The sequence below is a fragment of the Verrucosispora sp. WMMC514 genome, from assembly GCF_027497295.1.
Taxonomy (GTDB): domain Bacteria; phylum Actinomycetota; class Actinomycetes; order Mycobacteriales; family Micromonosporaceae; genus Micromonospora; species Micromonospora palythoicola.
The window spans coordinates 1,922,942-1,947,841 of the sequence record NZ_CP114906.1 but is presented as its reverse complement, the minus strand read 5'-3'; the positions used below and the strand labels follow the sequence as shown (position 1 = coordinate 1,947,841).

Here is a 24,900-nt window from a genome sequence, read left to right as displayed (position 1 = left end):
GTTGCCAGTCGCGAAAGCGCCGCCGCGGATCCCCTCCGATACTCGCCTCGGACACCTGCCGTCGAGCCGTTCCCAGGTGACGCAACTCTCGGTAGGCTGCGGACCCATGCCCGCCCCGGTGCCCGCCGATCCGCGCAAGCTGCTCACCGTGCTCTTCTGGGGCGGTGTGGCCCTCGCTCCGGTCGCGGCGCTGATACTCCTGGTCGCTGACGGCAACGGGCCGCTGCGGTTCGCCGCGGTGCTGGCGATTCTGGCCGTGGTGCTGATCGGACTGTCCATCGCACTGCGTACCGACGGCGGTGGGTCGCACGCCGAGGAACTCCGCGAGGAGGTCGACGAGCTGCGGCGGGAGCTGCGGGGTGAGATCGTGGCTGCCGCCCAGCGTGGTAACCAGGCGCTCGACGAGATCCAACGGGTCCAGCAGGCGCTGGCCGGACTGCGTCAACGGGTCGACTCGGGTGGCGTCACCGCGGTCGCGGACGACGAACCGCCCGGCCCGGGCCGGGCCCGGGTGCCGGCACCGGAGGCACCGTCGCGGCAGACCGGACGGCCCGTCACACCGGCCGCGGTCTACGGCACGGCCCAGCCCGCCCCCGGCCGGACCGGCGGGTACGGCGCAGCGCGTTCCGGGCCCGGCAACGATCGTCCGGCCAGCGGCTCAGCCGGTGTCTACGGGTCGCCGGTCCGCCCCGAGCAGGACGATCGCCCGGGTGAGTCGGGAGGGCGGCCACTGGGGGTGGTCCGGCACACCGAGACGGTGCATGTGACCACCCGGCACACGATCGTCGGTGAGTCCGGTGGCCGGTACGGCGGTTACCCGGCGGCGTGGTCGGAGTCGCCCGGAGAGCGCGGGCGAGGGCACGGCATCGACGAGGACGACCACTCGTGGTCCGACGGTGATGATCGCTCCCGCCGGGACGACAGTCGTCGCTGGTCCGGTACGGAGCGCTCCGACGAACGTTCCTGGTCCGGGTCGGCCCAGGAGGAGGCGCGCGGGTGGTCCGGCCGTGACGGGGAACGTTCCTGGTCGGGGCGTTCCCGCGAGGAGGACCGCCCGTGGTCGCCAGCGCCGGCGGAGAATCGCTGGTCGACCGGGGAGGACGACTGGTCCGCCGCCCGCGATGGCGGCTCGGGTCATCCGGACGGGCCCGCCGACGGTCGCGACTGGGGCTCACGGGATGACCGGGGCTGGGACGCGGGTGGCCAGCAGTGGGAGGCTCCCGCGGACCCGGCACCGGCGGCTCGGGGACATCGGGCGGACGACACCGGGGCGTACTGGGCGCAGCTGCGGGCCGGAGACCGGTGGGCGGCGGTGCGTGACGACGATCGGGGCCGTGAGGTGCGCGTCGGCGAACGCCGGGCCGAACTGCACGCCGACCCGGTCGGCACCGAGTACCGGGTGGCGGACCGCTGGGCGAGCGTACGCCGCGACGAGCCACGCCGTGCCGCGGGCGACGACGCGTGGCGCGACAGTTGGGGCGAGCCGGAGAGCCGTCCGGCGCTACCCCCCGGTGGGGTGCCGGTGCCGCCCGAGTGGCGCCCGTCCCGCGAGCGCGGCTACCAGCCCGAACCAGCGCGGGGTCACCACCCGGAGTCGGCGTACGGCTACCAGTCCGAGTACCCGCGCGGCGAACGTCCCGGCGGGGAGCCGTACGGCCGCCGGCACCGCGTGGAGGAGCCCGGATACGGTCCGGCGGGGCGCGACGCCGGCGCTGGCCGCTGGCGCTGATCCGGCGACCGTACGCCCGCCGTAGGCCCGCGCCGGATCGCGCCGTCACTTGTCGATGTCGCCCACCACGAAGAACATCGAGCCGAGGATGGCGATCAGGTCCGGCACCAGGCAGCCGGGCAGCAGGGTGGCCAGGGCCTGCACGTTCGCGTACGAGGCGGTGCGCAACTTGAGTCGCCACGGCGTCTTCTCGCCCCGCGAGACCAGGTAGTACCCGTTGATGCCGAGCGGGTTCTCCGTCCAGGCGTACGTGTGTCCCTCCGGCGCCTTGAGCACCTTCGGCAGCCTGGTGTTGATCGGTCCGGTGAGCCGATCGACCCGGTCCAGGCACTGTGCCGCCAGGTCGAGCGAGGCGTACACCTGGTCGAGCAGCACCTCGAAGCGGGCGTGACAGTCGCCGGCCGTCTTCGTCACCACCGGCACGTCGAGCTGGTCGTAGGCCAGGTACGGCTCGTCCCGGCGCAGGTCCAGGTCGAGCCCGGAGGCCCGGGCGACCGGACCGGACGCCCCGAACGCGGCCGCCTCGGCCGCCGACAGCACCCCCACGCCGACGGTACGGGCCAGGAAGATCTCGTTCCGGCGGATCAGGTTGTCCAGGTCCGGCATCCGGCGGCGTACCTCTCCGATGGCCGCCCGGGCCCGCCCGGTCCAGCCGGCCGGCACCTCCTCCTTCAGGCCGCCGACCCGGTTGAACATGTAGTGGATCCGCCCGCCGGAGACCTCCTCCAGCACCGCCTGGAGCGTCTCCCGTTCCCGGAAGGCGTAGAACATCGGGGTGATCGCCCCGATCTCCAGCGGATACGAACCGAGGAACATCAGGTGGTTGAGCACCCGGTTCAACTCGGCGAGCGCCATCCGCAGCCAGGTGGCCCGCTCGGGCACCTCCATGCCCATCAGCCGTTCCACCGCGAGCACCACGCCCAGCTCGTTGGCGAACGCCGACAGCCAGTCGTGCCGGTTGGCCAGCACGATGATCTGCCGGTAGTCGCGTACCTCGAACAGCTTCTCGGCACCCCGGTGCATGTAGCCGACGACCGGTTCGGCGGCGAGTACCCGCTCGCCGTCGAGCACGAGCTTGAGTCGCAGCACGCCGTGCGTGGAGGGGTGCTGCGGCCCGATGTTCAGCACCATGTCCGCGCCGAGCTGCTCGCCGCCGGTGCCCGCCACCAGCCCGGCGCCGGTGCCGACGGTCAGCTCGCGCAGCTCGCCCGTGGTCATGCCCGCCATCGTGCCATGAACCGCCGGGCCCGGCGGTGGTCGCCCGTCAGCCGTGCTGACCGTCAGGACGGTCGGTAGGGGCCGCGAGGGGTGGCAGCCGGTCGGTCGGTAGTCCGACCGGCTGCCACAGCCACCAGTGGCCGCCGAGGCCGGCCGGGTCGGTCAGCTCGGCCGCTGCCGACGCGGTGGCCAGTGCCCGCAGGTAGCCGGCCGGGTCGCTGGCGGCCAGGCTCAGCGGCGGTCGTCCGCCGTCGGCCCCGAGCGCTCGCAACGCCTCCCGTTGCGAGGTCAGCAGGTACGCACACCGGGCGACCCGCTCACCGGCGGCGGCGACGGAGTCGATGGCGACGTGCGCGGTGACGTCGCAGGAGCCGTCCGGCACCGGCGGCACCTGCCGCCCAGCCCGGTACCCGGTGAGCGACCCGTCGATCGGCCGCTCCGCGTGCAGGTGGCCGTAGTCCACCGCCAACGCCAGCCCCCGGTCGACCCGCCCCACGGCGTCAGCCCACGCCTCGTCCCTGGTCCGCCCGATCTCCGCCCGCCCCATCGGCGGTATGCGCGTGGGGGTGCGGTCCGTGGGGGTGCGGTCCGTGGGGGTGCGGTCCGTGGGGGTTTCCGGGCAGCCCGGCCGGCTCCGGGCGGTCAGGCTTGATCCCTGCGCCGGCCGGGCTGCCCGGAAACCCGACGTGGTCGGGGCCGACCCGTCCGTTGCGGTCTGCTGAGGGAGGTCCGGGTCGTCCGTGCGGGTCCGCGCCCCGGGAGTTCGTTCGGTCGGTGTGGGCCACCAGGTGGTCAGCCAGTCGAGGTCGGCGGGGTTGATCTGTTCGCCTGTCGTCTCCTCGCCCGAGGTGGGGTCGACGAGGAGGTAGTGCCATCGGTCGTTGACTTGGGTGGCCAGGTCGAGGGGGATGTTGTCGAGCCACTCGGTGGCCAGGAGCAGGCCGGTGACGGCGGTGGGGATCTCGTTCGTCCAGGTGATCTGGTCGGGAAGGTGCGCGGGGCGCGGGGCGAGTTCGACGGCGGTGAACCGTACCCGCCGAGCCAGCGGAACCGGCGCGGACCGCGACGGACCGACGGACTCCGACGAGACACCACCCCGGCCGGGGCGGACGGCGGCCGTGGTGGTCAGGGTTGCCGGGGAGCCCGCCCGCGCAGGGATCAAGCCTGACCGCCCGGAGCGGGCGGGCTCCCCGGCAACCCCCACGGAGAGTGCGTTGAGCAGTTCGCCACCCCCAGCCCCCACATCCACCACGTCGAAGCGGTCGGGGAAGCCCAGGGCGGCGTCGAGGTGGTGGATCAGGCGGAGCAGCGCCGAGGTGAAGACCGGTGAGGCGTGCACGCTGGTCCGGAAGTGGGCTGCGGGCCCGGCTCCGGAGACGAAGAAGCCCTCGGGCCCGTAGAGGGCCCGCCGCATCGCCTCGCGCCAGCGCATCGACATGGGGCCCTCCTCACACCGGTGAACGATTTCACACAACCTTGTTTCAGATCCGCTTCAGAGACGCATACTTGCCCCGACCGGTACCCCGTCTCGAGGACTGGATCGTGACATGAGCGCACGGCTGCGCACCCACTCGGCCGCCTCCCGGCGGCCCGCGACCTTGGCGTCGGCCAAGGCTGACACTTCTACCCTGCTCACGGTCGGCGTCATCGGCGCCGGGCGGGTGGGCGCCACCCTGGGTGCCGCGTTGGCCGCCGCGGGTCATCGGGTGGTCGCCGCCAGCGGGACGTCCGGTGCTTCCCGGGCCCGACTGGCGCTGCTGCTGCCGACGGTTTCCCGCCGCCCGGCCGCCGAGGTCGCCCGGGCCGCCACCGACCTGCTGCTGATCGCCGTACCGGACGACGCGTTGGCCGAGGTGGTGGCCGGTCTGGCCGCCGACGGTGCGGTGCGTCCCGGCCAGGTGGTCGCGCACACGTCGGGGGCACACGGCCTGGCCGTGCTGGCGCCGGCCAGCGCGGCCGGTGCCCGTCCACTGGCGCTGCATCCCGCGATGACCTTCGCCGGCACGCCCGACGACCTTGGCCGGCTGCCCGGCATCTCCTACGGGGTGACCGCGCCGGCCGACCTGCGCCCGCTGGCCGCCCGGCTGGTGGTCGACCTCGGTGGGGTGCCGGAGTGGATCGCCGAGGCCGACCGACCGCTGTATCACGCGGCGCTGGCGCACGGCGCGAACCACCTGGTGACCCTGGTCAACGAGGCGGCCGACCGGCTGCGCGACGCCGGGGTGGGCCAGCCCGAGAAGGTGCTCGCCCCGCTGCTGCGTGCCGCGCTGGAGAACGCGCTGCGCCTCGGCGACGACGCGTTGACCGGCCCGGTCTCCCGGGGCGACGCCGGTACGGTGCGGCGGCACCTGGCGCGGCTCGCCGGCACCGCACCCGAGTCGGTCGAGCCCTACCTTGTGCTGGCGCGGCGCACCGCCGACCGGGCCGTCGCGGCCGGCCGGCTGCGTCCGGCCGACGCGGCGGCACTGTTCGGCGTCCTGGACGACTACCGGAGCGGGGTGGCGGCGTGACCATCGGCGGGGAACAGGTGTCGAGCGGGGTGGAGCACGTGACGGGGCTGGTGCACACGCGTGCCGACCTGGCCGAGGCGCGAGCCGCCTGCACCGGGACGGTGGGGGTGGTGATGACCATGGGCGCGCTGCACGAGGGGCACGAGACGCTCCTGCGCGAGGCCCGGGCGCGGGCCGACCACGTGATCGTGACGATCTTCGTGAACCCGCTGCAGTTCGGGCCGAACGAGGACTTCGACCGCTACCCGCGTACCCTCGAAGCCGATCTCGACGTGTGTCGGCGGGCCGGGGCGGACCTGGTCTTCGCTCCCTCGGTGGGTGAGATGTATCCCGGCGGTGAGCCGGCGGTCCGGGTCAACCCGGGGCCGCTCGGCGAGGATCTGGAGGGGCTCAGCCGGCCGGGGTTCTTCCACGGCGTACTCACCGTGGTGCTGAAGCTGCTGCAGCTCACCCGCGCGGACCTGACCTTCTTCGGTGAGAAGGACTACCAGCAGCTGACCCTGGTCCGGCGGATGTGTCGGGACCTGGACGTTCCGGTCGAGGTGATCGGGGTGCCCACCGTCCGGGAACCGGACGGTCTCGCCCTTTCCAGCCGCAACCGCTACCTTTCGCCGGCCGAGCGCTCGGTGGCGCTGAGCCTGTCCCGGGCGTTGCGGGCCGGAGCCGAGGCCGCTTCGGCCGGCGGCGACGCCGCAGCAGTCCTGACGGCGGCACACGTCGCCTTCGGGGCCGGCGAGTCCGGCGCGCGGCTCGACTACCTGGTGCTGACCGATCCGGATCTGGAGCCCGGGCCGGTCCGTGGCCCCGCTCGGCTGCTCGTGGCGGCCTGGGTGGGCGACACACGGCTGATCGACAACGCTCCGCTCCGGCTCGACCCGGCTTCCTGACCACACGTACCCGCGAAAGGCGTCCCGATGTTCCGCACGATGCTCAAGTCCAAGATCCACCGGGCCACGGTGACCCAGGCGGACCTGCACTACGTTGGCTCGGTGACCGTCGACGAGGATCTGCTCGACGCCGCGGACCTGCTCCCCGGCGAGCAGGTGGCGATCGTCGACATCACGAACGGGGCCCGCCTGGAGACGTACGTGATCCCGGGCCGGCGGGGCAGCGGTGTGATCGGTATCAACGGTGCCGCCGCCCGCCTGGTCCAGCCGGGCGACCTGGTCATCCTCATCTCGTACGGGCAGATGGACGATGCCGAGGCCCGCGCGTACCGCCCTCGGGTGGTGCACGTGGACGCGGACAACAAGGTCGTCGACCTCGGCGCCGACCCGTCGACCGCCGCGCCCGGCACGGCCGGCGCGCCGGTGCCCAACCCGCTGTCGGTGTAGGGAACACTCGTCGGCCAGGATTCGCCGCTCGCGGGAGCCTTTCGTGCCGGCCGTGAGCATCGCGCCGCGATTCCGGTCTGTCACCGGAAGGTCATTTCTGGTTACCCTGGAGGCGCCGTCGGGGGACGGCCGCTGACTGGGGGAGGCGGCGCCATGCAGCGTGCGACGAGGACCCTGGTCACGGCCTTCATCATGGCGGCGCTGCTGGCCGGTTGTGGGTCGACCGGCGGGCTGGACGGCGACCTGGTCGACGACTGGGCCGCGTTGCCGCCGCCCGGGCCCTTCACCCCGGCGGTTGGGGTCTGTCACGAGGCCGACTTCGCCGAGGTGGTGCCGCTCGGGGCGTACGCGCCGGTGGACTGTGCCGCACCGCACCGGGTGGAGACGGTGCACGTCGGCGCCTTTCCCGCCGTCCGGAAGGAACCGCCGCCCACCGGTTCCGCCGAGCTGCGCACCGCCTTCGCCGACTGTGACAAGCGGGCCAACGGCCACGTCGGTGACAACTGGCGGGCCGGGCGGCTCCGGTTGGCGGTCGCGGTGCCGTCCGGGCCGGGCTGGGCCGCCGGGTCGCGCTGGTACCGCTGCGACCTGATGGAGGTCGACACGGTCGAGGCCGGTGCCAAGGTGGTGCCGCGGACCGGCTCGCTGCGCGACGTGCTCCGGACGGCGTCGGCGTTGCGACTGAGCTGCCAGCAGACGCGTACCGGTGGGAACGGGGTGGTGCAGACCCTGGTGCCGGTGGCGTGCACCGACCGCCACGACGCCGAGTTCGCCGGGGTCTGGTCGGCTCCGGACCGCCCGTACCCGACCAGCAGTGTGCAGTGGGCACCCTTCTACGCCGGGTGCCGCTCGGTCCTCGCCCGCTTCGCCGGTCTGCCGGACGACAATGCCCTGATCTTCCGGACCGACGTGGTGGTGCGGCCGCCCAGCGCCGGTCGGTGGCGGGTGGGCGACCGGGGGATCCGTTGCTATCTGTGGCTCAGCGACCGTCAGGTGACCGGAACACTCAAGGACGCCGGCCCGGCGGCCCTCCCGGTCCGGACGAAGTAGCCGGAACCACTCGTCCCGCCCCCGCCGCCCGAGTCGAAAGGCATTCGGGTTGACTGAGGGCATGGACCTACCGACCGTCGGCCTGCCGGCGCTGCCGAGCCGGCTGGCCGCCCCGGCACCCGGCTGGGTGGAGACCACCGACGTGATCGTGGTCGGCTCCGGGGTGGCCGGGCTGACCGCCGCGTTGCATCTGCGTAAGGCGGGACTGCACGTAACAGTGGTCACCAAGGTCGACATGGACGAGGGATCGACCCGGTGGGCGCAGGGCGGCATCGCCGCGGTGCTCGACCCGGCCGACACCCCGGCCATGCACGCCTCCGACACCGAGATCGCCGGCGTCGGTCTGTGCGACCCGGCCGCGGTCCGCGTGCTCGTGGAGGAGGGGCCGACCCGGCTGCGGGAACTGATGCGTCTCGGTGCCGAGTTCGACCGCAACGCCGACGGGTCGTTGATGCTCACCCGCGAGGGCGGGCACCGGGCCGACCGCATCGTGCACGCGGGCGGCGACGCGACGGGTGCCGAGGTGCAGCGGGCGTTGCACGAGGCGGTACGCCGCGACCCGTGGATCAGGCTCGTCGAGCACGCGTTGGTGCTGGATCTGCTCCGGGCCCCCGGCGACGGTCCGGGCGGGCTCGGTGCGGCGTGCGGGATCACCCTGCACGTGCTCGGCGAGGGTAGTGAGGACGGCGTCGGTGCGCTGCTGGCCCGCGCGGTGGTGCTGGCCACCGGCGGCATGGGGCAGATCTTCGCGGCCACCACGAACCCGGCGGTCTCCACCGGTGACGGGGTCGCCCTGGCCATGCGGGCCAGTGCCGCGGTCACCGACGTGGAGTTCGTGCAGTTCCACCCGACCGCGCTGATCGTGCCGGAGCACTCCCGGGTGCCCGGTGCCGGGCACGCCCAGCAGCCGCTGGTCTCCGAGGCGCTGCGGGGCGAGGGCGCGTACCTGGTGGACGCCGACGGCAAACGCTTCATGCTCGGCCAGCACGAACTGGCCGAGCTGGCCCCCCGGGACGTGGTCGCCAAGGGCATCCACCGGGTGCTGCTGGCCACCGGCGCCGACCACGTCCACCTCGACGCCCGCCACCTCGGCGGTGACTTCCTGGCCCGCCGGTTTCCCACAATCGTCGCGTCGTGCCTGGCCATCGGGGTCGACCCGGGAACCGGCCTGATTCCGGTGGCGCCGGCCGCGCACTACGCCTCCGGCGGGGTGCGCACCGACCTGCGCGGCCGGACCTCGATCCCCGGTCTGTACGCCTGCGGTGAGGTCGCCTGCACGGGCGTGCACGGCGCGAACCGACTGGCCAGCAACTCGCTGCTGGAAGGGCTGGTCTTCTCCCGGCGGATCGCCGACGACATCGCGTCCGGCCTGCCCGGGCAGGCCCGCCCGGCGGACACCGGGGCGTGGCGGGGTGAGGGCGGCTGGGTGCTGCCGGCCGAGACGACACCGGTGTTGCAGCGGGCGATGACCAGGGGCGCCGGAGTTCTCCGCTCGGCCGCGACGCTCACCGCGACCGCCGCCGAACTGGTCGAGCTGGGCGTCGCTCGCGGCACCCCGCGTACCGCCGACTGGGAGGCGACGAACCTGCTCACGGTGGCCGCCACACTTGTCGCCGCGGCCTACGCCCGCCAGGAGACCCGGGGCTGCCACTGGCGGGAGGACTTCCCGGTGGCCGACGAGCGGTGGCACGGCCACCTGGTCGGTGCCGTCGGCGGAGCGGGACGGTTGACCACCCGGTGGGAGGAGACGCGATGACCAGCGAGACGGAGCGGATGCTGCGCGCGGCCGGGCTGGACCCGGACCAGGTACGCCGGATCATCGAGAACGCGCTCGTCGAGGACCTCGGCCCGGACGGGCTCGACGTGACGAGTACCGCCACCATCCCGGCGGCACAGACCGACACCGCCGACGTGGTGGCCCGCGCCGACGGCGTGGTGGCCGGGCTGGCCGTCGCCGCCGCCGTGTTCGAGTCGGCCGCCGAGGCGACCGGTGTCGGGCGTACCGTCGAGATCTCGCTGGTGGCGCACGACGGCGAGCGGGTGGCCCGGGGAGACGTGCTGGCCACGGTGACCGGACCGACCCGGGTGCTGCTCACCGCCGAGCGGACCGCCCTCAACCTGCTCTGTCGGATGTCCGGGGTGGCCACGCACACCCGGGCCTGGGCGGACGCGTTGGCCGGCAGCAAGGCGATGGTGCTGGACACCCGCAAGACCACGCCGGGGTTGCGCGCCCTGGAGAAGTACGCGGTCCGGGCCGGCGGGGGCACGAACAAGCGGATGGGCCTGCACGACGTCGCCATGGTCAAGGACAACCACAAGTTCGCGGCGGGCGGCGTCGCCGCCGCGTACCGGCGGGTCCGGGAGGCGTTCCCCGACGTACCCGTGCAGGTGGAGGTGGACACCCTCGCCGAGGCCGTGGAGGCGGTCGAGGCCGGAGCCGACTTCCTGCTGCTGGACAACATGCCGCCGGCGGTGCTGGCCGAGGTGGCGGCCACCGTGGGCGATCGGGCCGAGCTGGAGGCGACCGGCGGGCTGACCCTCGCCGACGCCGCGGCGGTGGGTGCCACCGGCGTCGACTACCTCTCCGTCGGCGCGCTCACCCACTCCTCACCGATCCTGGACATCGCCCTGGACCTGCGCATGGAGTGAACCCGTCTAGGCTGCGTGCGTGCTGCTCTGCATCGACATCGGGAACACGAACACCGTGCTGGCGACCTTCGACGGCGACAAGCTGGTGCACTCCTGGCGGATCAAGACCGACGCCCGTTCGACGGCCGACGAGCTGGGTCTGATGTTCCGGGGCCTGCTCGCGGGCGACGCCGTCGAGATCACCGGCGTGGCCGCCTGCTCGACGGTTCCGGCCGCCCTGCGCTCGCTGCGGACCATGCTGACCCGCTACTACGGCGAACTGCCGAGCGTCATCGTCGAGCCCGGGGTGCGTACCGGGGTGCAGCTGGCCATCGACAACCCGAAGGAGGTCGGCGCGGACCGGGTGGTGAACACGCTGGCCGCGTACACCCTCTACGGTGGGCCGTCGATCGTCGTCGACTTCGGGACCACCACGAACTTCGACGTGATCAGTGGTCGGGGCGAGTTCCTCGGTGGTGCGTTCGCCCCGGGCATCGAGATCTCCTTCGACGCGCTCGCCGCCCGCGCCGCCCAGCTGCGCAAGGTCGAGGCGACCCGGCCCCGCTCGGTGATCGGCAAGAACACCGTCGAGTGCCTCCAGGCGGGCCTCTACTTCGGTTTCGCCGGTCAGGTGGACCGGATCGTCGAGCGGATGGCCGCCGAGCTGGGCGAGTTGAAGGCGGTGATCGCGACCGGTGGGTTGGCCTCACTGGTGCTCAACGAGTGCCGGACGATCACGCATCACGAGCCGATGATCACGTTGATCGGGTTGCGCATGGTGTACGAGCGGAACGTCTGACGCTTTCGGTCTTGCGGTGGGGGGTTTCCGGGCAGCCCGACCGGCTCCGGGCGGTCAGGCTTGATCCCTGCGCCGGTCGGGCTGCCCGGAAACCCTCGGTGGGGCAGCGTCATCCGTCCGGTGGGGCGGTGGGTCTGAGGTGGCAGGGCTTGTCGCGCCTGTTGCGGTTGCGGGTCTGTGCGCCGGTGTTCAGGTTCTCCGGGCGCGGGCTACGAGGGTGGTGTACGGGAGGGTGATGGTCTCCTGGGTGGCCAGGTCGGGGTGGGTGTGTAGGAGGGCGCGGACCTGGTGGTCGACCTCGGCTCGGCGGGCGGGGGTGGCGGTCAGGTAGTGGGAGCGGGTGCGGACCAGGCCGAGCAGTTCGTCGGGGGTCAGCGTGCTGGCGTGGGTGAACTCTGCCCACTCGGGGGCGGTGAAGGAGTCGCCGAAGTCGGTCACGCTCTGCCGCAGGTGCTCGACGGTGTCGCCGATCTCGGCGATCCGGCTCAGCTCGGCCACCCAGGCGCACGAGTCGTCCCGCAGGTTCCACAGCGGCGCGAATACCCCGCCGGGCCGCAGCACCCGGGCGATCTCCGCGTGTGCCCGTGGCCGGTCGAACCAGTGGTACGCCTGGCCGGTGAGGACGGCGTCGGCGAACCCGCCGGGCAGCGGCATCGTCTCGGCGCTGCCGGCCAGCGCGCGCACCTCGGTGTCGACCGACGTCAGCTGGGCCCGCATACCGGGGTCGGGCTCGACGGCGGTCACCCGGTGCCCCAGGGCGAGCAGGCCACGGGCCAGGATGCCGGTACCGGCAGCCAGATCGACAAGCCGCGCGGGGGCGTCGATGCCGTCGAGCGCCCACCGCAGTGCGGCCTGCGGATAGCGGGGCCGGTAGCGGTCGTAGTCGGCGGCGGCGGTGCCGAAGGAGAGGGCCTGCGTGGGGTCGGTCATGACCGGCAGGCTATCCAGTAACGGTCGCCGGGGCGGTTGAGTACGCTCGGGCCTGACCCCGCCCGAATTCTCCCGCCGAGGAAGCGTGCCGTGACCCAACAGAGCCCCGTGCCAGTCGACCCCGCCGACGACCTTCCCGAGCAGATGAAGGTCCGCCGGGAGAAGCGGGACCGGATGCTCGCCGAGGGTTTGCAGCCCTACCCGGTCAGCTACCCGCGTACCAGCACCCTGAGCCAGCTGCGCGAGCGTTACGGGGATCTGCCGACGGACACCGCCACCGGCGACCGGGTCTCGGTCACCGGCCGGGTGATCTTCGTACGGAACACCGGCAAGCTCTGCTTCGCCACCCTGCGCGACGGCGACGGCACCGAACTGCAGGCGATGCTGTCGCTGGACCGGGTCGGCGCGGATCGGCTGGAAGCCTGGAAGCGCCTGGTGGACCTGGGCGACCACGTCGGGGTCACCGGTGAGGTGATCACCAGCCGCCGGGGTGAGTTGTCGGTGCTGGCCGAGGAGTGGGCGGTCACCGCCAAGGCGTTGCGCCCGCTGCCGGTGGCGCACAAGCCGCTCAGCGAGGAGGCCCGGGTCCGGCAGCGCTACGTCGACCTGATCGTCCGTCCGCAGGCGCGGCAGATGGTCCGTACCCGGGCGACGGCGTTGCGGAGTCTGCGCGATTCGCTGCACGGCGAGGGTTACCTTGAGGTGGAGACCCCGATGTTGCAGTTGCTGCACGGGGGCGCGGCGGCCCGGCCTTTCGTGACCCACAGCAATGCGCTCAACACGGATCTGTATCTCCGAATCGCGCCGGAACTGTTTTTGAAGCGCGCTGTCGTCGGCGGCGTCGAGCGGGTCTTCGAGATCAACCGCAACTTCCGTAATGAGGGCATCGACTCTTCGCACTCGCCTGAGTTCGCCATGCTGGAGGCGTACGAGGCGTACGGGGACTACAACACGATGGCCGAGTTGACCCGTAATCTCGTCCAGCGGGCGGCGATCGCGGTCTCCGGATCGACGGTGGTCACCCACGCTGACGGTCGGGAGTTCGACCTCGGCGGCGAGTGGCGTTCGGTCACCCTCTTCGGTGTGCTTTCCGAGGCGCTGGGTGAGGAGGTCACGGTCCACACCGAGCAGGCGCGCCTGGTCGAGTACGCCGACAAGGTGGGCCTGGCCGTCGACCCGAAGTGGGGGCCGGGCAAACTGGCCGAGGAGCTGTTCGAGGAACTCGTGGTACCCGGCCTCGAGGCGCCGACCTTCGTGCGGGACTACCCGGAGGAGACGAGCCCGCTGACCCGGGCGCACCGCAGCGAGCCGGGCCTGGCCGAGAAGTGGGACCTGTACGTGCTCGGGTTCGAGCTGGGGACCGCGTACTCCGAGCTGGTCGACCCGGTGGTGCAGCGGGAACGGCTGGTGGCCCAGGCGCAACTGGCCGCCCGGGGTGACGACGAGGCGATGCGACTGGACGAGGACTTTCTCCGGGCGATGGAGTACGGAATGCCGCCGGCCGGTGGCATGGGAATGGGAATCGACCGGCTCCTGATGGCGCTCACCGGCCTGGGAATTCGGGAAACCATCCTCTTCCCGTTGGTCCGCCCTGAGTAGTCGTACGAAAACTTACCGCCTCGTTACCGCATCCTATTGACGCGACAAGCATCTGGCGGGTTATTGTGCTTGTGCAGTTGGCAGGAGCAACCCTGCTCGAAAGGAATGTGGCGTGGCCAAGCAGATCATTCACAAGCTGGTCGATGACCTGGACGGCGGGGACGCGGACGAGACCGTCAAGTTCGCGCTCGACGGTGTTCAGTACGAGATCGACCTGTCAGGTTCGAACGCAGAGAAATTGCGCGAGGTATTCGCCCCGTACATCGCCCACGGCACGAAGGTCGGTCGCGGCGGCGTGGTCGTCGGTGGTCGGGCCGCCCGTGGTCGCGGTGGTGCCACCGCCGACCGTGAGCAGAACAAGGCCATTCGGGCCTGGGCGCGCAAGGCGGGCAAGGACATCTCGGACCGGGGCCGGATCCCGCAGGAGATCGTCGACGAGTACCACTCGAAGGCCGGTCACTGAGACCAGGCACCAGGAGCGGCCATGACGCCGGCCCGGAGAGCTTCTCCGGGCCGGCGTCGGCGTCGGCGGGACTATTCGCGGCATGCCGCACGTTGTCCACAGCCGGTGGATGCCTTGTCCACAACCTGTGGATGGTGCCGTCCCCGGTCGGGGCGCCCCCGTGCGGCGTTCCCGGCGGTCCCGGCGACCGGGCCGAATTTCGCTCTGCGCGTACACAGACCATGCCCGGAACACCCGTTGAGCGTGGATGGTTGTGCAAAACGACGCGTACCGGGCCTACGACGCAGACACACGAGGTCAGCCGAGTCGGCTCGCGGCGATAGAGTAATGAGGCGCGGACGCCCGTCCCGGGCGCTCGCGTATCCGGCCCCGCCGAGAGTCTTGACCACCAAGATCGAGTGCGCACGGCACGTGAGGAGCACGAGGGCATGTTCGAGCGGTTCACCGACCGAGCGCGACGGGTTGTCGTCCTGGCCCAGGAAGAGGCCCGGATGCTCAACCACAACTACATCGGTACGGAACACATCCTGTTGGGCCTGATCCACGAGGGTGAGGGCGTCGCGGCCAAGGCCTTGGAGAGCCTCGGGATCTCCCTGGAGGGCGTCCGCCAGCAGGTGGAGGAGATCATCGGCCAGGGTCAGCAGGCGCCGAGCGGGCACATCCCGTTCACGCCGCGGGCCAAGAAGGTGCTGGAGCTGTCGCTGCGCGAGGCGTTGCAGCTCGGCCACAACTACATCGGCACGGAGCACATCCTGCTCGGGCTGATCCGTGAGGGCGAGGGCGTCGCCGCCCAGGTGCTGGTCAAGCTCGGTGCCGACCTGAACCGGGTCCGCCAGCAGGTGATCCAGTTGCTCTCCGGCTACCAGGGCAAGGAGCCGGCCGCCGCCGGTGCCGCCCCGGGTGAGGCCGCGCCGTCGACCAGCCTGGTGCTGGACCAGTTCGGCCGGAACCTGACCCAGGCGGCCCGGGAGGGCAAGCTCGACCCGGTCATCGGGCGGGAGAAGGAGATCGAGCGGGTGATGCAGGTGCTCTCCCGCCGGACGAAGAACAACCCGGTTCTGATCGGCGAGCCCGGCGTCGGCAAGACCGCCGTCGTGGAGGGCCTGTCCCAGAAGATCATCAAGGGCGAGGTGCCCGAGACGCTCAAGGACAAGCAGCTCTACACGCTCGACCTGGGCGCGCTGGTGGCCGGTTCCCGCTACCGCGGTGACTTCGAGGAGCGCCTGAAGAAGGTGCTCAAGGAGATCCGCACCCGGGGCGACATCATCCTGTTCATCGACGAGATCCACACCCTGGTCGGCGCTGGTGCCGCCGAGGGCGCGATCGACGCGGCGAGCATCCTCAAGCCGATGCTGGCCCGTGGCGAGCTGCAGACCATCGGCGCGACCACGCTCGACGAGTACCGCAAGCACCTGGAGAAGGACGCCGCGTTGGAGCGGCGCTTCCAGCCGATCCAGGTCGGCGAGCCGTCGCTGGCGCACACCATCGAGATCCTGAAGGGTCTGCGGGATCGGTACGAGGCGCACCACCGCGTGTCGATCACCGACGCGGCGTTGGTGGCCGCGGCGACGCTGGCCGACCGGTACATCTCCGACCGGTTCCTGCCGGACAAGGCGATCGACCTGATCGACGAGGCCGGTGCCCGGATGCGGATCCGTCGGATGACCGCGCCGCCGGACCTGCGTGACTTCGACGAGCGGATCGCGCAGGTGCGTCGGGACAAGGAGTCCGCGATCGACGCGCAGGACTTCGAGCGTGCCGCGCAGCTGCGGGACAAGGAGAAGCAGCTGCTGGGTCAGAAGGCGCAGCGGGAGAAGGAGTGGAAGGCCGGTGACCTGGACGTCGTCAGCGAGGTCGACGACGAGCAGATCGCCGAGGTGCTGGGCAACTGGACGGGCATCCCGGTCTACAAGCTGACCGAGGAGGAGACCTCCCGCCTGCTGCGCATGGAGGACGAGCTGCACAAGCGCGTCATCGGCCAGGAGGACGCGGTCAAGGCGGTCTCGAAGGCGATCCGGCGTACCCGGGCCGGCCTGAAGGACCCGAAGCGCCCGTCGGGCTCGTTCATCTTCGCCGGCCCGTCGGGTGTGGGTAAGACCGAGCTGTCCAAGGCGCTCGCGGAGTTCCTGTTCGGCAGCGAGGACGCGCTGATCCAGCTGGACATGTCCGAGTTCCACGACCGGTACACGGTCTCCCGGCTGGTGGGTGCCCCGCCCGGCTACGTCGGCTACGACGAGGGTGGGCAGCTGACCGAGAAGGTGCGGCGTCGGCCGTTCAGCGTGGTGCTGTTCGACGAGATCGAGAAGGCCCACCCGGACGTGTTCAACACGCTCCTGCAGATCCTGGAGGACGGTCGGCTCACCGATGGTCAGGGTCGGATCGTGGACTTCAAGAACACGGTCATCATCCTGACCACCAACCTGGGCACCCGGGACGTCGCGAAGGCGGTCTCCCTGGGCTTCCAGGCGTCGGAGGACTCGGAGTCCAACTACGACCGGATGAAGCAGAAGGTCAACGACGAGCTCAAGCAGCACTTCCGGCCCGAGTTCCTCAACCGGATCGACGACACCATCGTCTTCCACCAGCTGCGTCAGACCGAGATCCTGTCGATCGTCGACATCATGATCTCCCGCATCGAGACCCAGCTGCGGAACAAGGACATGGGCCTGGAGTTGACCGACAACGCCAAGAAGTACCTCGCGGCGAAGGGCTTCGACCCGGTCCTCGGGGCGCGTCCGCTGCGTCGCACCATCCAACGCGACATCGAGGACAACCTGTCCGAGCGGATCCTGTTCAACGAGCTGACCCCGGGTCAGATCGTGTTGGTGGACTGCGAGGGCGACCCGAACGACATCGACAAGTCCAAGCTCGTCTTCAAGGGCTCCGACCGCCCGGTGGAGGTGCCGGACGCCGTACCGGCCGACCTCGGCGGCAGGACGGCCCCCGCGGGCGCGGACGAGTAGGTTCGTCGGCCGAAGCGACGGCGGCCCGGTGGCGAATGCCACCGGGCCGCCGTCGTCTGTTCGGGCGTCGATGCATCCGCCCGACCGAGCCGTTTATCCGTTTTGTGGGTGATTGTCGTGACGGCGGTCACGGTTTGCCCGGGCATGGACCGGTCCGTGAGGCCGTTGTACGCAGGAGTAACCGCGACGACCGGCTGGTAGGGCCGACCCGGAAATGCCGGGCCCGCCCAGGTCGTTGCGAACCCGGAGCAGGCGTACCACGCCGCCTCCATCCGACGCGGTACTCGCAACCTCCCATCTCCTGGTGTCGTGTCGATCCCCCGAGACGGAAGGAAACGATCATGACTGGTCCGATCCGTAAGGCCGCCCTGACCGCCGCCGGTGCCGTCTGCGCCGGTGGGATGATCGCCGGCCCGGTGGGCGCCACCGCCGCCCCGGCGAGTTCCGACCCACTGGCCGCCGTGACCTCGCGAGGGCACGGCAAGGGCGAGCGGCAGCTGACGCTTCGTTACGAGGCCCAGCCGAACTTCTACTACTGCGGTCCGGCCGCGGTGCGTAACACCTTGAGCATCCTGAACAAGGACGTTTCCCAGGACGACCTGGCCCGCGAGATGGGAACCACCGAGCGGGGCACCGACTCGGCCTTCCTGATCACCGAGGCGCTCAACCGGAAGGCCGGCAAGGACGTCTACCGCACGGTGGAGATCCCCGGTCAGGCCGCCGACCGGGCCGAGACCGACCGGTTGCGGGACGACGTCGTCCGCGCCGTCGACAGCGGGCGGGGCGTCGTGGCGAACGTCGTCGGCACCGCCACCGACCTCGACGGGGGCAGCCACACCTTCGACGGCGGCCACTACATCGCGGTGACCGGCTACCGCGACGGCGGCGACCAGATGAAGATCGCCGACTCGGCCGACGCCAGCCGGGCCGAGTACTGGATCAGCACCGACGCGCTTGCCGACTGGATCGCCAGCCGAGGCTATTCCGCCTGATCCGCCAGCCCGACACCGAGGGCCGGCCCCAGCCGGGGCCGGCCCTCGGTGCGCGTACTCAGCCAGTCACCGGTACTGGAGGGCCGTCGCCGACCAACCGGAACGACGTCGCACCGATCGGCTCGACCAGACCGTCGTCGACGAGTCCGGCCAGTGCCCGCGCCCGCTGTACGTCGTCGGCCCACACCTGGTCCAGGCGCTGGTGCGGCACCGGCCCGCTGGCCTCCCGGAGCACGCCGAGCAGCAGGCCGCGTACCTGGCGGTCAGTGCCGGCGTACCGCTGTGGTCGGCGGGTCGGACCGGCTGGCGCGGGGCGCCCCGAAGCCCGCCAGGCACAGGTGGACTCGACCGGGCACACCCCGCAGCGAGGCGCCCGGGCGGTGCAGACGACCGCCCCCAACTCCATGAAGGCGGCGCTGGCCAGGGCGGCGGCGGCCGGTTCGGCGGGCAGCAGTTCCTCGGCGGCGACCAGATCGGCCGGACGGGTGGTCGGGCCGGCATCCGGTTCACCGGCCACCGCCCGGCAGACCACCCGGCGTACGTTGGTGTCGACCACCGGGTGACGCTGGCCGTACGCGAAGGCGGCGACGGCCCGGGCGGTGTACGTGCCGACGCCGGGCAGGGCGAGCAACTGTTCCAGCCGGTCCGGCACCGCGCCGCCGTGCCGCGCCACGATGGCCACCGCGCACTCGTGCAGCCGCACCGCGCGGCGGGGATAACCGAGCCGTCCCCACATGCGGATCGCCTCGGCCGGGCTCGACCCGGCCAGGGCGGCCGGCGTCGGCCAGCGCTCCAGCCACGCCTGCCAGGCGGGCACCACCCGGGCGACCGGGGTCTGCTGAAGCATGACCTCGCTCACCAGGATCGCCCAGGGGTCCGCCTCGGGTCGGCGCCAGGGCAGGTCCCGCGCGTGCTGCTCGTACCACCGGCTCACCCGGCCGGCGAATGTGGGTTCTGTCATCGCGTCGCCGATGATGTCACGCGCCACGGTCCCGCCGTTCGGACGGTCGGGCGGGCCGACAACGACGACGCGTGCCGATCGGGCAGAATGCCCGGATGAACGAGCTTGCGATCACCGTCATCGGCCGAGACCGGCCCGGCATCGTGGCTGACGTCGCCGAGGTGCTCGCCCGGCTCGGAGCCAACCTGACCGACAGCACCATGACCCGGCTGCGGGGACATTTCGCGATGACCCTGATCTGCGTCGGCCCGGCCGCCGCCGAGGTCGAGACCGCGCTGGCGACGCTGGCCGCCGACGGTCAACTGCTGGCGACGGTACGCGAAGTGACGCCGGACGGTGAGACCGCGCCTGCCGGCGAACCGTACGTGATGGCGGTGCACGGCGCCGACCGGATGGGCATCGTGGCCGCGATGACCCGGGCGCTGGCCGAGGCCGGCGGCAACGTCACCGATCTGAGCACCCGACTGGCCGGGACGCTCTACGTGGTGGTGGCCGAGGTGGAACTGCCCCCGGGTGCGGCCGAGGCGCTCACCGGCCGGCTGGCGGAGTTGGCCGCCGGTCTCGGGGTCGAGGTGACCCTCCGACCTGCCGAACCGGACGTGCTGTGAGCGGCACATCGGACGCGCCGGATCGGGACGCGCAGCCCGACGCGTACGTGGGCCTGGGTGACTGGGTTCCCGAGGTGGTCGGCGCCGGCCGCGTCATCCCGGTGGTCTGCGCACCGGACCCGGTGCTCAGCCGGCCCGGAGGCGAGGTCGACCCGACCGCCGATGAGACGGTGCGACTCGCCGCCGACCTGATCGCGACCATGCGGGTGTCGCCGGGCTGTGTGGGCCTGGCCGCCCCACAGGTCGGGGTGAGCGCGCAGATCTTCGCGGTGGACGTCACCGGGCATCCCAAGACGGTCACCGGGCACGGCGTCTTCGTGCTCTGCAACGCCCGGGTGGTCGAGGCCACCCGCTGGAAGGCGGGTCGGGAAGGGTGCATGTCGGTGCCGGACCTGACCGGTGACGTGAAACGTGCGAGCCGGCTGGTGGTGGAGGGTGCGCTGCCCGGCAGCGCTGAGACCGTACGCCTGGTGACGGACGGTTTCGAGGCCCGCGCACTGCAACACGAGATCGACCATTGCGCCGGGCTGCTGTTCCTGGATCGGGTGGCCGGCGCGCACGCGATCTACCAGCGCAAGGTCTATCTCTGAGTCGGGCCGGACGGTGGCCCTGAGTGACCGCCGCCGGTGCGTACCGTCGTGAATGGAGGGTCGGATCCGATGGCGCGGGTGAGCCCCGGCGCGTCGCTGCCGCCCGCCGCACCGGCCGCCGCTACGGTGGGGTCATCATGCGTCTGACGGTCGGCCCTCTGCCTCCCACCGTGTACTGGCGGCGTCGCGCCGTCGTACTCGGTGCGGTGCTGCTCTTCCTGATTGTCCTGTTCTACTCGTGCAACGGGCCCACCGGGGGCAACGACGCGACCGGTGACGGCAAGCCCGACCCGGGCGTGGCGACCGGCACGCCGGATCCGACCGGGTCGGTGCTGACCCCGCAGACCGGTTCGCCGCCGTCCGGTGACGCCGGGGCCGACCCTGCGAATCCAGGGGGCGAGGGCGAGACCGCCGACGCGGGGGACGAGCCGGAGAATGAACCGAGCCTCAGCAATGACCCGCCGGCGGCCGATCCCGTCGTGGACGAGGGCAACTGTGCGGACACCGAACTCTCGGTGACCGCCGTGGCGTCGCCGGCGGAGGCCGCCTCCGGGGCGTCCGTGGACCTGAGTTTGAAGATCCGTAACAGGTCCGACCGGACGTGCAGCCGGGACGTCGGCGCGACCGCTCAGGAGTTGTACATCAAGGCCGGTGCCGAGGTGGTCTGGTCCTCGGACACCTGTGGCACGGCCGCCGGGTCGGACGTGCAGTCCTTCACCCCGGGCTTCGAACGCTCCTACCAGGTCAGCTGGAACGGCAGGGGCAGCAGCCGGTGCGCCAACGGCGTGGCGAACGGGCCGGTGGTGCAGGCCGGAAGGTACGAGGTCTTCGCCCGGGTGGGCACCAAGCTGAGCCAACCCGCGAAACTCGTCATCAGCTAGGCCGCTCTGCCGGGCCACCGGCGCGGCCCCGGCTCGTTCGGGTGCGACCCGGTCAGACGTAGCGTTCCAGGATGGACGCCTCGGCCAGCCGCGACAGCCCTTCGCGTACGCCGCGGGCTCGTGCGTCACCGACGCCGTCGACCGCCTGCAGGTCCTCCACTGTGGCGCCCAGCAACCGTTGCAGGCTGCCGAAGTGCACCACCAGCCGGTCGACCACGGCCACCGGAAGCCGGGGCACCTTGGCCAGCAGCCGGAAGCCGCGCGGGCTGACCGCGGCGTCCAGCGCGTCCGAGGCCGCCGGATAGCCGATCGCCTTGGCGACCGAGACCAGGTCGATCAGCTCGGTGGCACTCAGCAGATCCAGCTCGACGAGCGCCTCGTCGAGGGTCCGGGGCTTGCGGCCGGTGGGCAGGTAGTCCCGGATGACGAGGGTGCGGTCGGCGTCCACGCCGGCCATCAACTCGTCAAGCTGGAGGGCCAGCAACCGCCCGTCGGTGCCCAGCTCGACCACGTAACCGGCGATCTCGTCGGCGATCCGGCGGACCATCTCCAGCCGCTGCACCACGGCCACCGCGTCACGCACGGTGACCAGGTCCTCGATCTCCAGGGCGGAGAGCGTGCCGGACACCTCGTCGAGGCGGAGTTTGTACCGCTCAAGCGTGGCGAGTGCCTGATTCGCCCGGGAGAGGATCGCCGCCGAGTCGTCGAGCACATGCCGCTGACCGTTGACGTAGAGGCTGATGATGCGCATCGACTGGCTGACCGAGATCACCGGGTAGCCGGTCTGCCGGGCGACCCGCTCCGCGGTGCGGTGCCGGGTGCCGGACTCCTCGGTCGGGATGGTGGGATCGGGCATGAGGTGCACGGCCGCCCGCACGATCCTGGTGCCGTCGCTGGAGAGCACGACCGCGCCGTCCATCTTGCAGAGCTCCCGGACCCGGGTCGCGGAGAACTCGACGTCGAGCGGGAAGCCGCCCGTGCAGAGCCCCTCGACCACCTTGTCGTAGCCGAGGACGATCAGCGCACCCGTGCGACCCCGCAGGATCCGCTCCAACCCGTCGCGCAGCGCGGTGCCGGGTGCCATCAGGGCCAGGTTCGCGCGCAGCGGGTCACCGGCGACGCCGCCCCCGGTCACGCTCACGCTGATGGGTCGGGCGGGCGAGCCCACGGCAGCGGTGCGGGCGTGGGGCGTCGCGCCGGCTGGCTTGGTGGTATCGCGGTCGATCGGCACGGGCACAGTCTACGGACTGCCCTGCGGTGGGTGCTCTCGCGGTTACTGTGATGTGTCACGATTCCGCCCGCCCTGCCCGACCCGCCCGGTGGCCGGCTCACTCCGCCGACGCCCGCGCGGCGGCCTGCAACGCCGAGCGGACGTCGGTGACCTCGATCACGCGCATCTGCTCCGGGCCGGCGCCGGTGCTGGTGGGGCCGCAGCCGGGCGGCACGAGGGCCAGCCGGAAACCGAGCCGGGCCGCCTCGGCCAGTCGGCGCGGTACCGCGCCCACCCGCCGCACCTCGCCGGTGAGGCCGACCTCGCCGATCGCCACCAGGTGCGGGGCGATCGCCAGGTTGAGCCCTCCGGAGGCGACGGCGAGGGCGACCGCGAGGTCGGCGGCGGGCTCCACCACCCGGATGCCGCCCACGGTGGCCGCGAAGACCTCCCGGTCGTGCAGGGTGAGTCGTTCGGTACGGCGCTGGAGCACCGCGAGCACCATCGCCAGCCGGGCGGAGTCCAGCCCGGAGACGGTACGCCGGGGCGAGCCGGCCACGGTGGCCCCGATCAGCGCCTGCACCTCGGTGAGCAGCGCCCGACGCCCCTCCATCGCCACCGTCACGCAGGTGCCCGGGACCGGCTCGGAGTAACGGGTCAGGAACAGCCCGGAGGGATCGGCGAGGCTGCTGATGCCGCCCTCGTGCATCTCGAAGCAGCCGACCTCGTCGGCGGCGCCGAACCGGTTCTTGACGCCACGCACCATCCGCAGTGAGGAGTGCTTGTCGCCTTCGAAGTGCAGCACCACGTCGACCAGGTGCTCCAGCACCCGGGGACCGGCGACCTGGCCGTCCTTGGTGACGTGGCCGACCAGCACGGTGGCGACGCCGCGTTCCTTGGCGACCGCGACCAGGGCGGCGGTGACCGCCCGGACCTGGGTCACCCCGCCGGGAACGCCCTCGGTGCCGGTGGTGGAGATGGTCTGCACCGAGTCGAGGACGAGCAGGCCCGGCTTGACCGCGTCGAGGTGACCGAGCACCGCCGCGAGGTCACTCTCGGCCGCCAGGAAGAGCTGATCGTGCAGGGTGCCCATCCGCTCCGCGCGCAGCCGTACCTGGCTGACCGACTCCTCACCGCTGACCACCAGCGAGGGGCTGCCCGCTCCGGCGGCCCACTGTTGGGCGACGTCGAGCAGCAGGGTGGACTTGCCCACCCCCGGCTCCCCGGCGAGCAGCACCACGGCACCGGGCACCAGACCACCACCGAGGACCCGATCCAGCTCGCCGACCCCGGTCGGTCGGGCCCGGGCCGGTGCCGCGCTGATGGTGGCGATGGGCCGGGCCGGCTCGGCGGGCATCCGGGAACTCACCACGCGGCCCGAGACGGTCGGGCCGGTGACCGTGCACTCGACCACGGAGCCCCACTCGCCACACTCGGGACAGCGTCCCACCCACTTCGGTGGCTGATGTCCGCAGGCGTCGCACTCGTACGCGGGCCGGGGCTCGCGAGCGGCGGCCCGGCTTCGCGAACCGGCGCCCGCCCGGGACGGGGTCGATCGGGAGATGCTCACCCGGCGACGCTAACCCCCGGGTACGACGACGGCACCGTCGGCATGGCCGCGGTGCCGTCGGAACTACCTGGATCAGCTCGGTCGGCGTGGCCGGCCCGCCGTGCTCAGTGGCCGCCTTCGCCCTCGTACTCGGTGTGCCGCTCGATGACCGGCGACGGCTGCGGCAGCGGCGTGAGCGGCACGGCGATCGGCGCCGGGCTGGTGACGGTCTCGCCGCCGAAGTCGAAGGTCAGCGTGACGCTCTGGCCGGCGAGCAGGGTCTCGTTCAGCCCGAGCAGCTGAAGCACCTGCTCACCCTCGGTGTTGAGCTGCACGTAGCTCAGCGGGGGGATCTCGATCCGGGCCGGCGCGGACGTGGGCGACCCCGTCGGGCTGGGCGACGGGGAGTCGTCCGGCGAAGGGGAGTCGTCGGGCGAGGGGGAACCCTCGGGAGACTGCTCCGGCGAGGGGGAGGTGGTCGGCGACGGCGAGCCGGTGGGCGACGGGTTGGTCGCGGCGGCGACCGTGGTGAGCACCACCTCCCGGGCGTCCGGCGAGCTGACCGTCACCGTGACCGGATCCGGCGAGTCGTTGTAGAGGACGACGTTGAGCAGCGCGTTTTCGCCGGCCTGATAGCCCTCGGCACCGGGGTAGGCCAGCGCGGCGGCGCGTACGGCGTACCGTCCGTCGCCGGCCTCGAGGTTGACGCCCTGGATCGACGGGACCTTGTTGGCCGTCTCGGAGATCTGGCCGGCGCCGCATCCGGACAGCAGCAGCCCGGCTGCCGCCGCGATCCCGGGCAGCAGCACGGCAGCCCGCCGGGAACCCCTGATCGAGCGCCTCACGTCGGTCCTCCTCGTCACGATCACACCCGGCTCGCCGGCCG

The 24,900-nt window shown here is 72.1% G+C and carries 22 protein-coding genes; 15 read left to right on the top strand and 7 right to left on the bottom strand.

What is annotated here, in order from left to right; genetic code table 11:
- The first annotated feature begins 106 nt into the window (after positions 1-106).
- Positions 107-1,729 (top strand): hypothetical protein, encoded by a 1,623-nt coding sequence (locus O7597_RS08910; protein WP_281582431.1) that lies wholly within the window; start codon positions 107-109, stop codon positions 1,727-1,729.
- 45 nt (positions 1,730-1,774) lie between these two features.
- Here the strand turns inward: O7597_RS08910 and O7597_RS08905 are convergent, their stop codons facing one another.
- Together O7597_RS08905 and O7597_RS08900 are read right to left on the bottom strand one after the other, a co-directional pair.
- The gene (locus tag O7597_RS08905) at positions 1,775-2,956 is read right to left on the bottom strand and encodes an NADH-quinone oxidoreductase subunit D (protein WP_281582430.1); all 1,182 of its coding nucleotides are present in this window, start codon (positions 2,954-2,956) and stop codon (positions 1,775-1,777) included.
- Between the two features lie 37 nt (positions 2,957-2,993).
- Positions 2,994-4,385 carry an SAM-dependent methyltransferase gene (locus tag O7597_RS08900; protein ID WP_281582429.1) on the bottom strand — a complete coding sequence of 464 codons (1,392 nt, stop codon included), beginning with the start codon at positions 4,383-4,385 and terminating at the stop codon, positions 2,994-2,996.
- 109 nt (positions 4,386-4,494) lie between these two features.
- On the opposite strand from O7597_RS08900, the gene O7597_RS08895 reads away from it, so the two are divergent.
- The 7 genes from O7597_RS08895 (at position 4,495) to O7597_RS08865 (ending at position 11,268) form a co-directional block, all read left to right on the top strand.
- A complete protein-coding gene (locus tag O7597_RS08895; RefSeq protein ID WP_269738549.1) occupies positions 4,495-5,457 on the top strand; it encodes a DUF2520 domain-containing protein in 963 nt (320 codons plus the stop codon).
- 38 nt (positions 5,458-5,495) lie between these two features.
- On the top strand, positions 5,496-6,344 hold the full coding sequence (panC, locus tag O7597_RS08890) for a pantoate--beta-alanine ligase (protein ID WP_281583218.1): 849 nt from the start codon (positions 5,496-5,498) through the stop codon (positions 6,342-6,344).
- Between the two features lie 27 nt (positions 6,345-6,371).
- Positions 6,372-6,791 (top strand): aspartate 1-decarboxylase, encoded by a 420-nt coding sequence (panD, locus tag O7597_RS08885; RefSeq protein WP_164448617.1) that lies wholly within the window; start codon positions 6,372-6,374, stop codon positions 6,789-6,791.
- Between the two features lie 153 nt (positions 6,792-6,944).
- Complete coding sequence (locus tag O7597_RS08880; RefSeq protein ID WP_281582428.1) at positions 6,945-7,841, top strand: septum formation family protein; 897 nt, start codon at positions 6,945-6,947, stop codon at positions 7,839-7,841.
- 61 nt (positions 7,842-7,902) lie between these two features.
- Positions 7,903-9,597: an L-aspartate oxidase gene (locus O7597_RS08875; RefSeq protein WP_281582427.1), complete on the top strand. Its 1,695-nt coding sequence runs from the start codon at positions 7,903-7,905 to the stop codon at positions 9,595-9,597.
- On the top strand, positions 9,594-10,490 hold the full coding sequence (gene nadC / locus O7597_RS08870; RefSeq protein ID WP_269738545.1) for a carboxylating nicotinate-nucleotide diphosphorylase: 897 nt from the start codon (positions 9,594-9,596) through the stop codon (positions 10,488-10,490). Before O7597_RS08875 ends, nadC begins: the two co-directional genes overlap by 4 nt.
- A 19-nt stretch (positions 10,491-10,509) precedes the next feature.
- Positions 10,510-11,268, top strand: coding sequence for a type III pantothenate kinase (locus O7597_RS08865; protein ID WP_164448613.1), 759 nt, complete (start codon positions 10,510-10,512; stop codon positions 11,266-11,268).
- Positions 11,269-11,457: 189 nt separating this feature from the next.
- On the opposite strand, the gene O7597_RS08860 is transcribed toward O7597_RS08865, so the two are convergent.
- Positions 11,458-12,198: a class I SAM-dependent methyltransferase gene (locus O7597_RS08860; RefSeq protein ID WP_269738544.1), complete on the bottom strand. Its 741-nt coding sequence runs from the start codon at positions 12,196-12,198 to the stop codon at positions 11,458-11,460.
- Between the two features lie 90 nt (positions 12,199-12,288).
- Between O7597_RS08860 and lysS the strand changes: the two genes are divergently transcribed.
- The 4 genes from lysS (at position 12,289) to O7597_RS08840 (ending at position 18,215) form a co-directional block, all read left to right on the top strand.
- The gene (gene lysS / locus O7597_RS08855) at positions 12,289-13,797 is read left to right on the top strand and encodes a lysine--tRNA ligase (protein ID WP_269738543.1); all 1,509 of its coding nucleotides are present in this window, start codon (positions 12,289-12,291) and stop codon (positions 13,795-13,797) included.
- A 112-nt stretch (positions 13,798-13,909) separates the two neighbouring features.
- The gene (locus O7597_RS08850) at positions 13,910-14,260 is read left to right on the top strand and encodes an Lsr2 family protein (RefSeq protein WP_093409819.1); all 351 of its coding nucleotides are present in this window, start codon (positions 13,910-13,912) and stop codon (positions 14,258-14,260) included.
- Positions 14,261-14,688: 428 nt separating this feature from the next.
- Complete coding sequence (locus tag O7597_RS08845) at positions 14,689-17,223, top strand: ATP-dependent Clp protease ATP-binding subunit (protein ID WP_269738751.1); 2,535 nt, start codon at positions 14,689-14,691, stop codon at positions 17,221-17,223.
- Positions 17,224-17,561: 338 nt separating this feature from the next.
- A complete protein-coding gene (locus O7597_RS08840) occupies positions 17,562-18,215 on the top strand; it encodes a C39 family peptidase (RefSeq protein WP_269738750.1) in 654 nt (217 codons plus the stop codon).
- Positions 18,216-18,273: 58 nt separating this feature from the next.
- Here the strand turns inward: O7597_RS08840 and O7597_RS08835 are convergent, their stop codons facing one another.
- Positions 18,274-19,176, bottom strand: a complete 903-nt coding sequence (locus tag O7597_RS08835; RefSeq protein WP_269738542.1) for an A/G-specific adenine glycosylase — start codon at positions 19,174-19,176, stop codon at positions 18,274-18,276.
- 95 nt (positions 19,177-19,271) lie between these two features.
- On the opposite strand from O7597_RS08835, the gene O7597_RS08830 reads away from it, so the two are divergent.
- The 3 genes from O7597_RS08830 to O7597_RS08820 all read left to right on the top strand — a co-directional run bounded on the left by O7597_RS08830 (position 19,272) and on the right by O7597_RS08820 (position 21,255).
- On the top strand, positions 19,272-19,784 hold the full coding sequence (locus O7597_RS08830; protein WP_281582426.1) for an ACT domain-containing protein: 513 nt from the start codon (positions 19,272-19,274) through the stop codon (positions 19,782-19,784).
- Positions 19,781-20,374 (top strand): peptide deformylase, encoded by a 594-nt coding sequence (locus O7597_RS08825; RefSeq protein ID WP_269738540.1) that lies wholly within the window; start codon positions 19,781-19,783, stop codon positions 20,372-20,374. Before O7597_RS08830 ends, O7597_RS08825 begins: the two co-directional genes overlap by 4 nt.
- A gap of 137 nt (positions 20,375-20,511) precedes the next feature.
- Positions 20,512-21,255: a hypothetical protein gene (locus O7597_RS08820; RefSeq protein WP_269738539.1), complete on the top strand. Its 744-nt coding sequence runs from the start codon at positions 20,512-20,514 to the stop codon at positions 21,253-21,255.
- Between the two features lie 52 nt (positions 21,256-21,307).
- Here O7597_RS08820 and disA read toward each other — a convergent pair whose 3' ends face one another.
- From disA to O7597_RS08805, 3 genes are all read right to left on the bottom strand, one after another.
- Positions 21,308-22,486 carry a DNA integrity scanning diadenylate cyclase DisA gene (gene disA, locus O7597_RS08815; RefSeq protein ID WP_269738538.1) on the bottom strand — a complete coding sequence of 393 codons (1,179 nt, stop codon included), beginning with the start codon at positions 22,484-22,486 and terminating at the stop codon, positions 21,308-21,310.
- A 97-nt stretch (positions 22,487-22,583) separates the two neighbouring features.
- Positions 22,584-24,029, bottom strand: coding sequence for a DNA repair protein RadA (gene radA / locus O7597_RS08810; protein WP_269738749.1), 1,446 nt, complete (start codon positions 24,027-24,029; stop codon positions 22,584-22,586).
- Between the two features lie 110 nt (positions 24,030-24,139).
- Positions 24,140-24,859 (bottom strand): hypothetical protein, encoded by a 720-nt coding sequence (locus O7597_RS08805; protein ID WP_269738537.1) that lies wholly within the window; start codon positions 24,857-24,859, stop codon positions 24,140-24,142.
- Positions 24,860-24,900 lie beyond the last annotated feature (41 nt).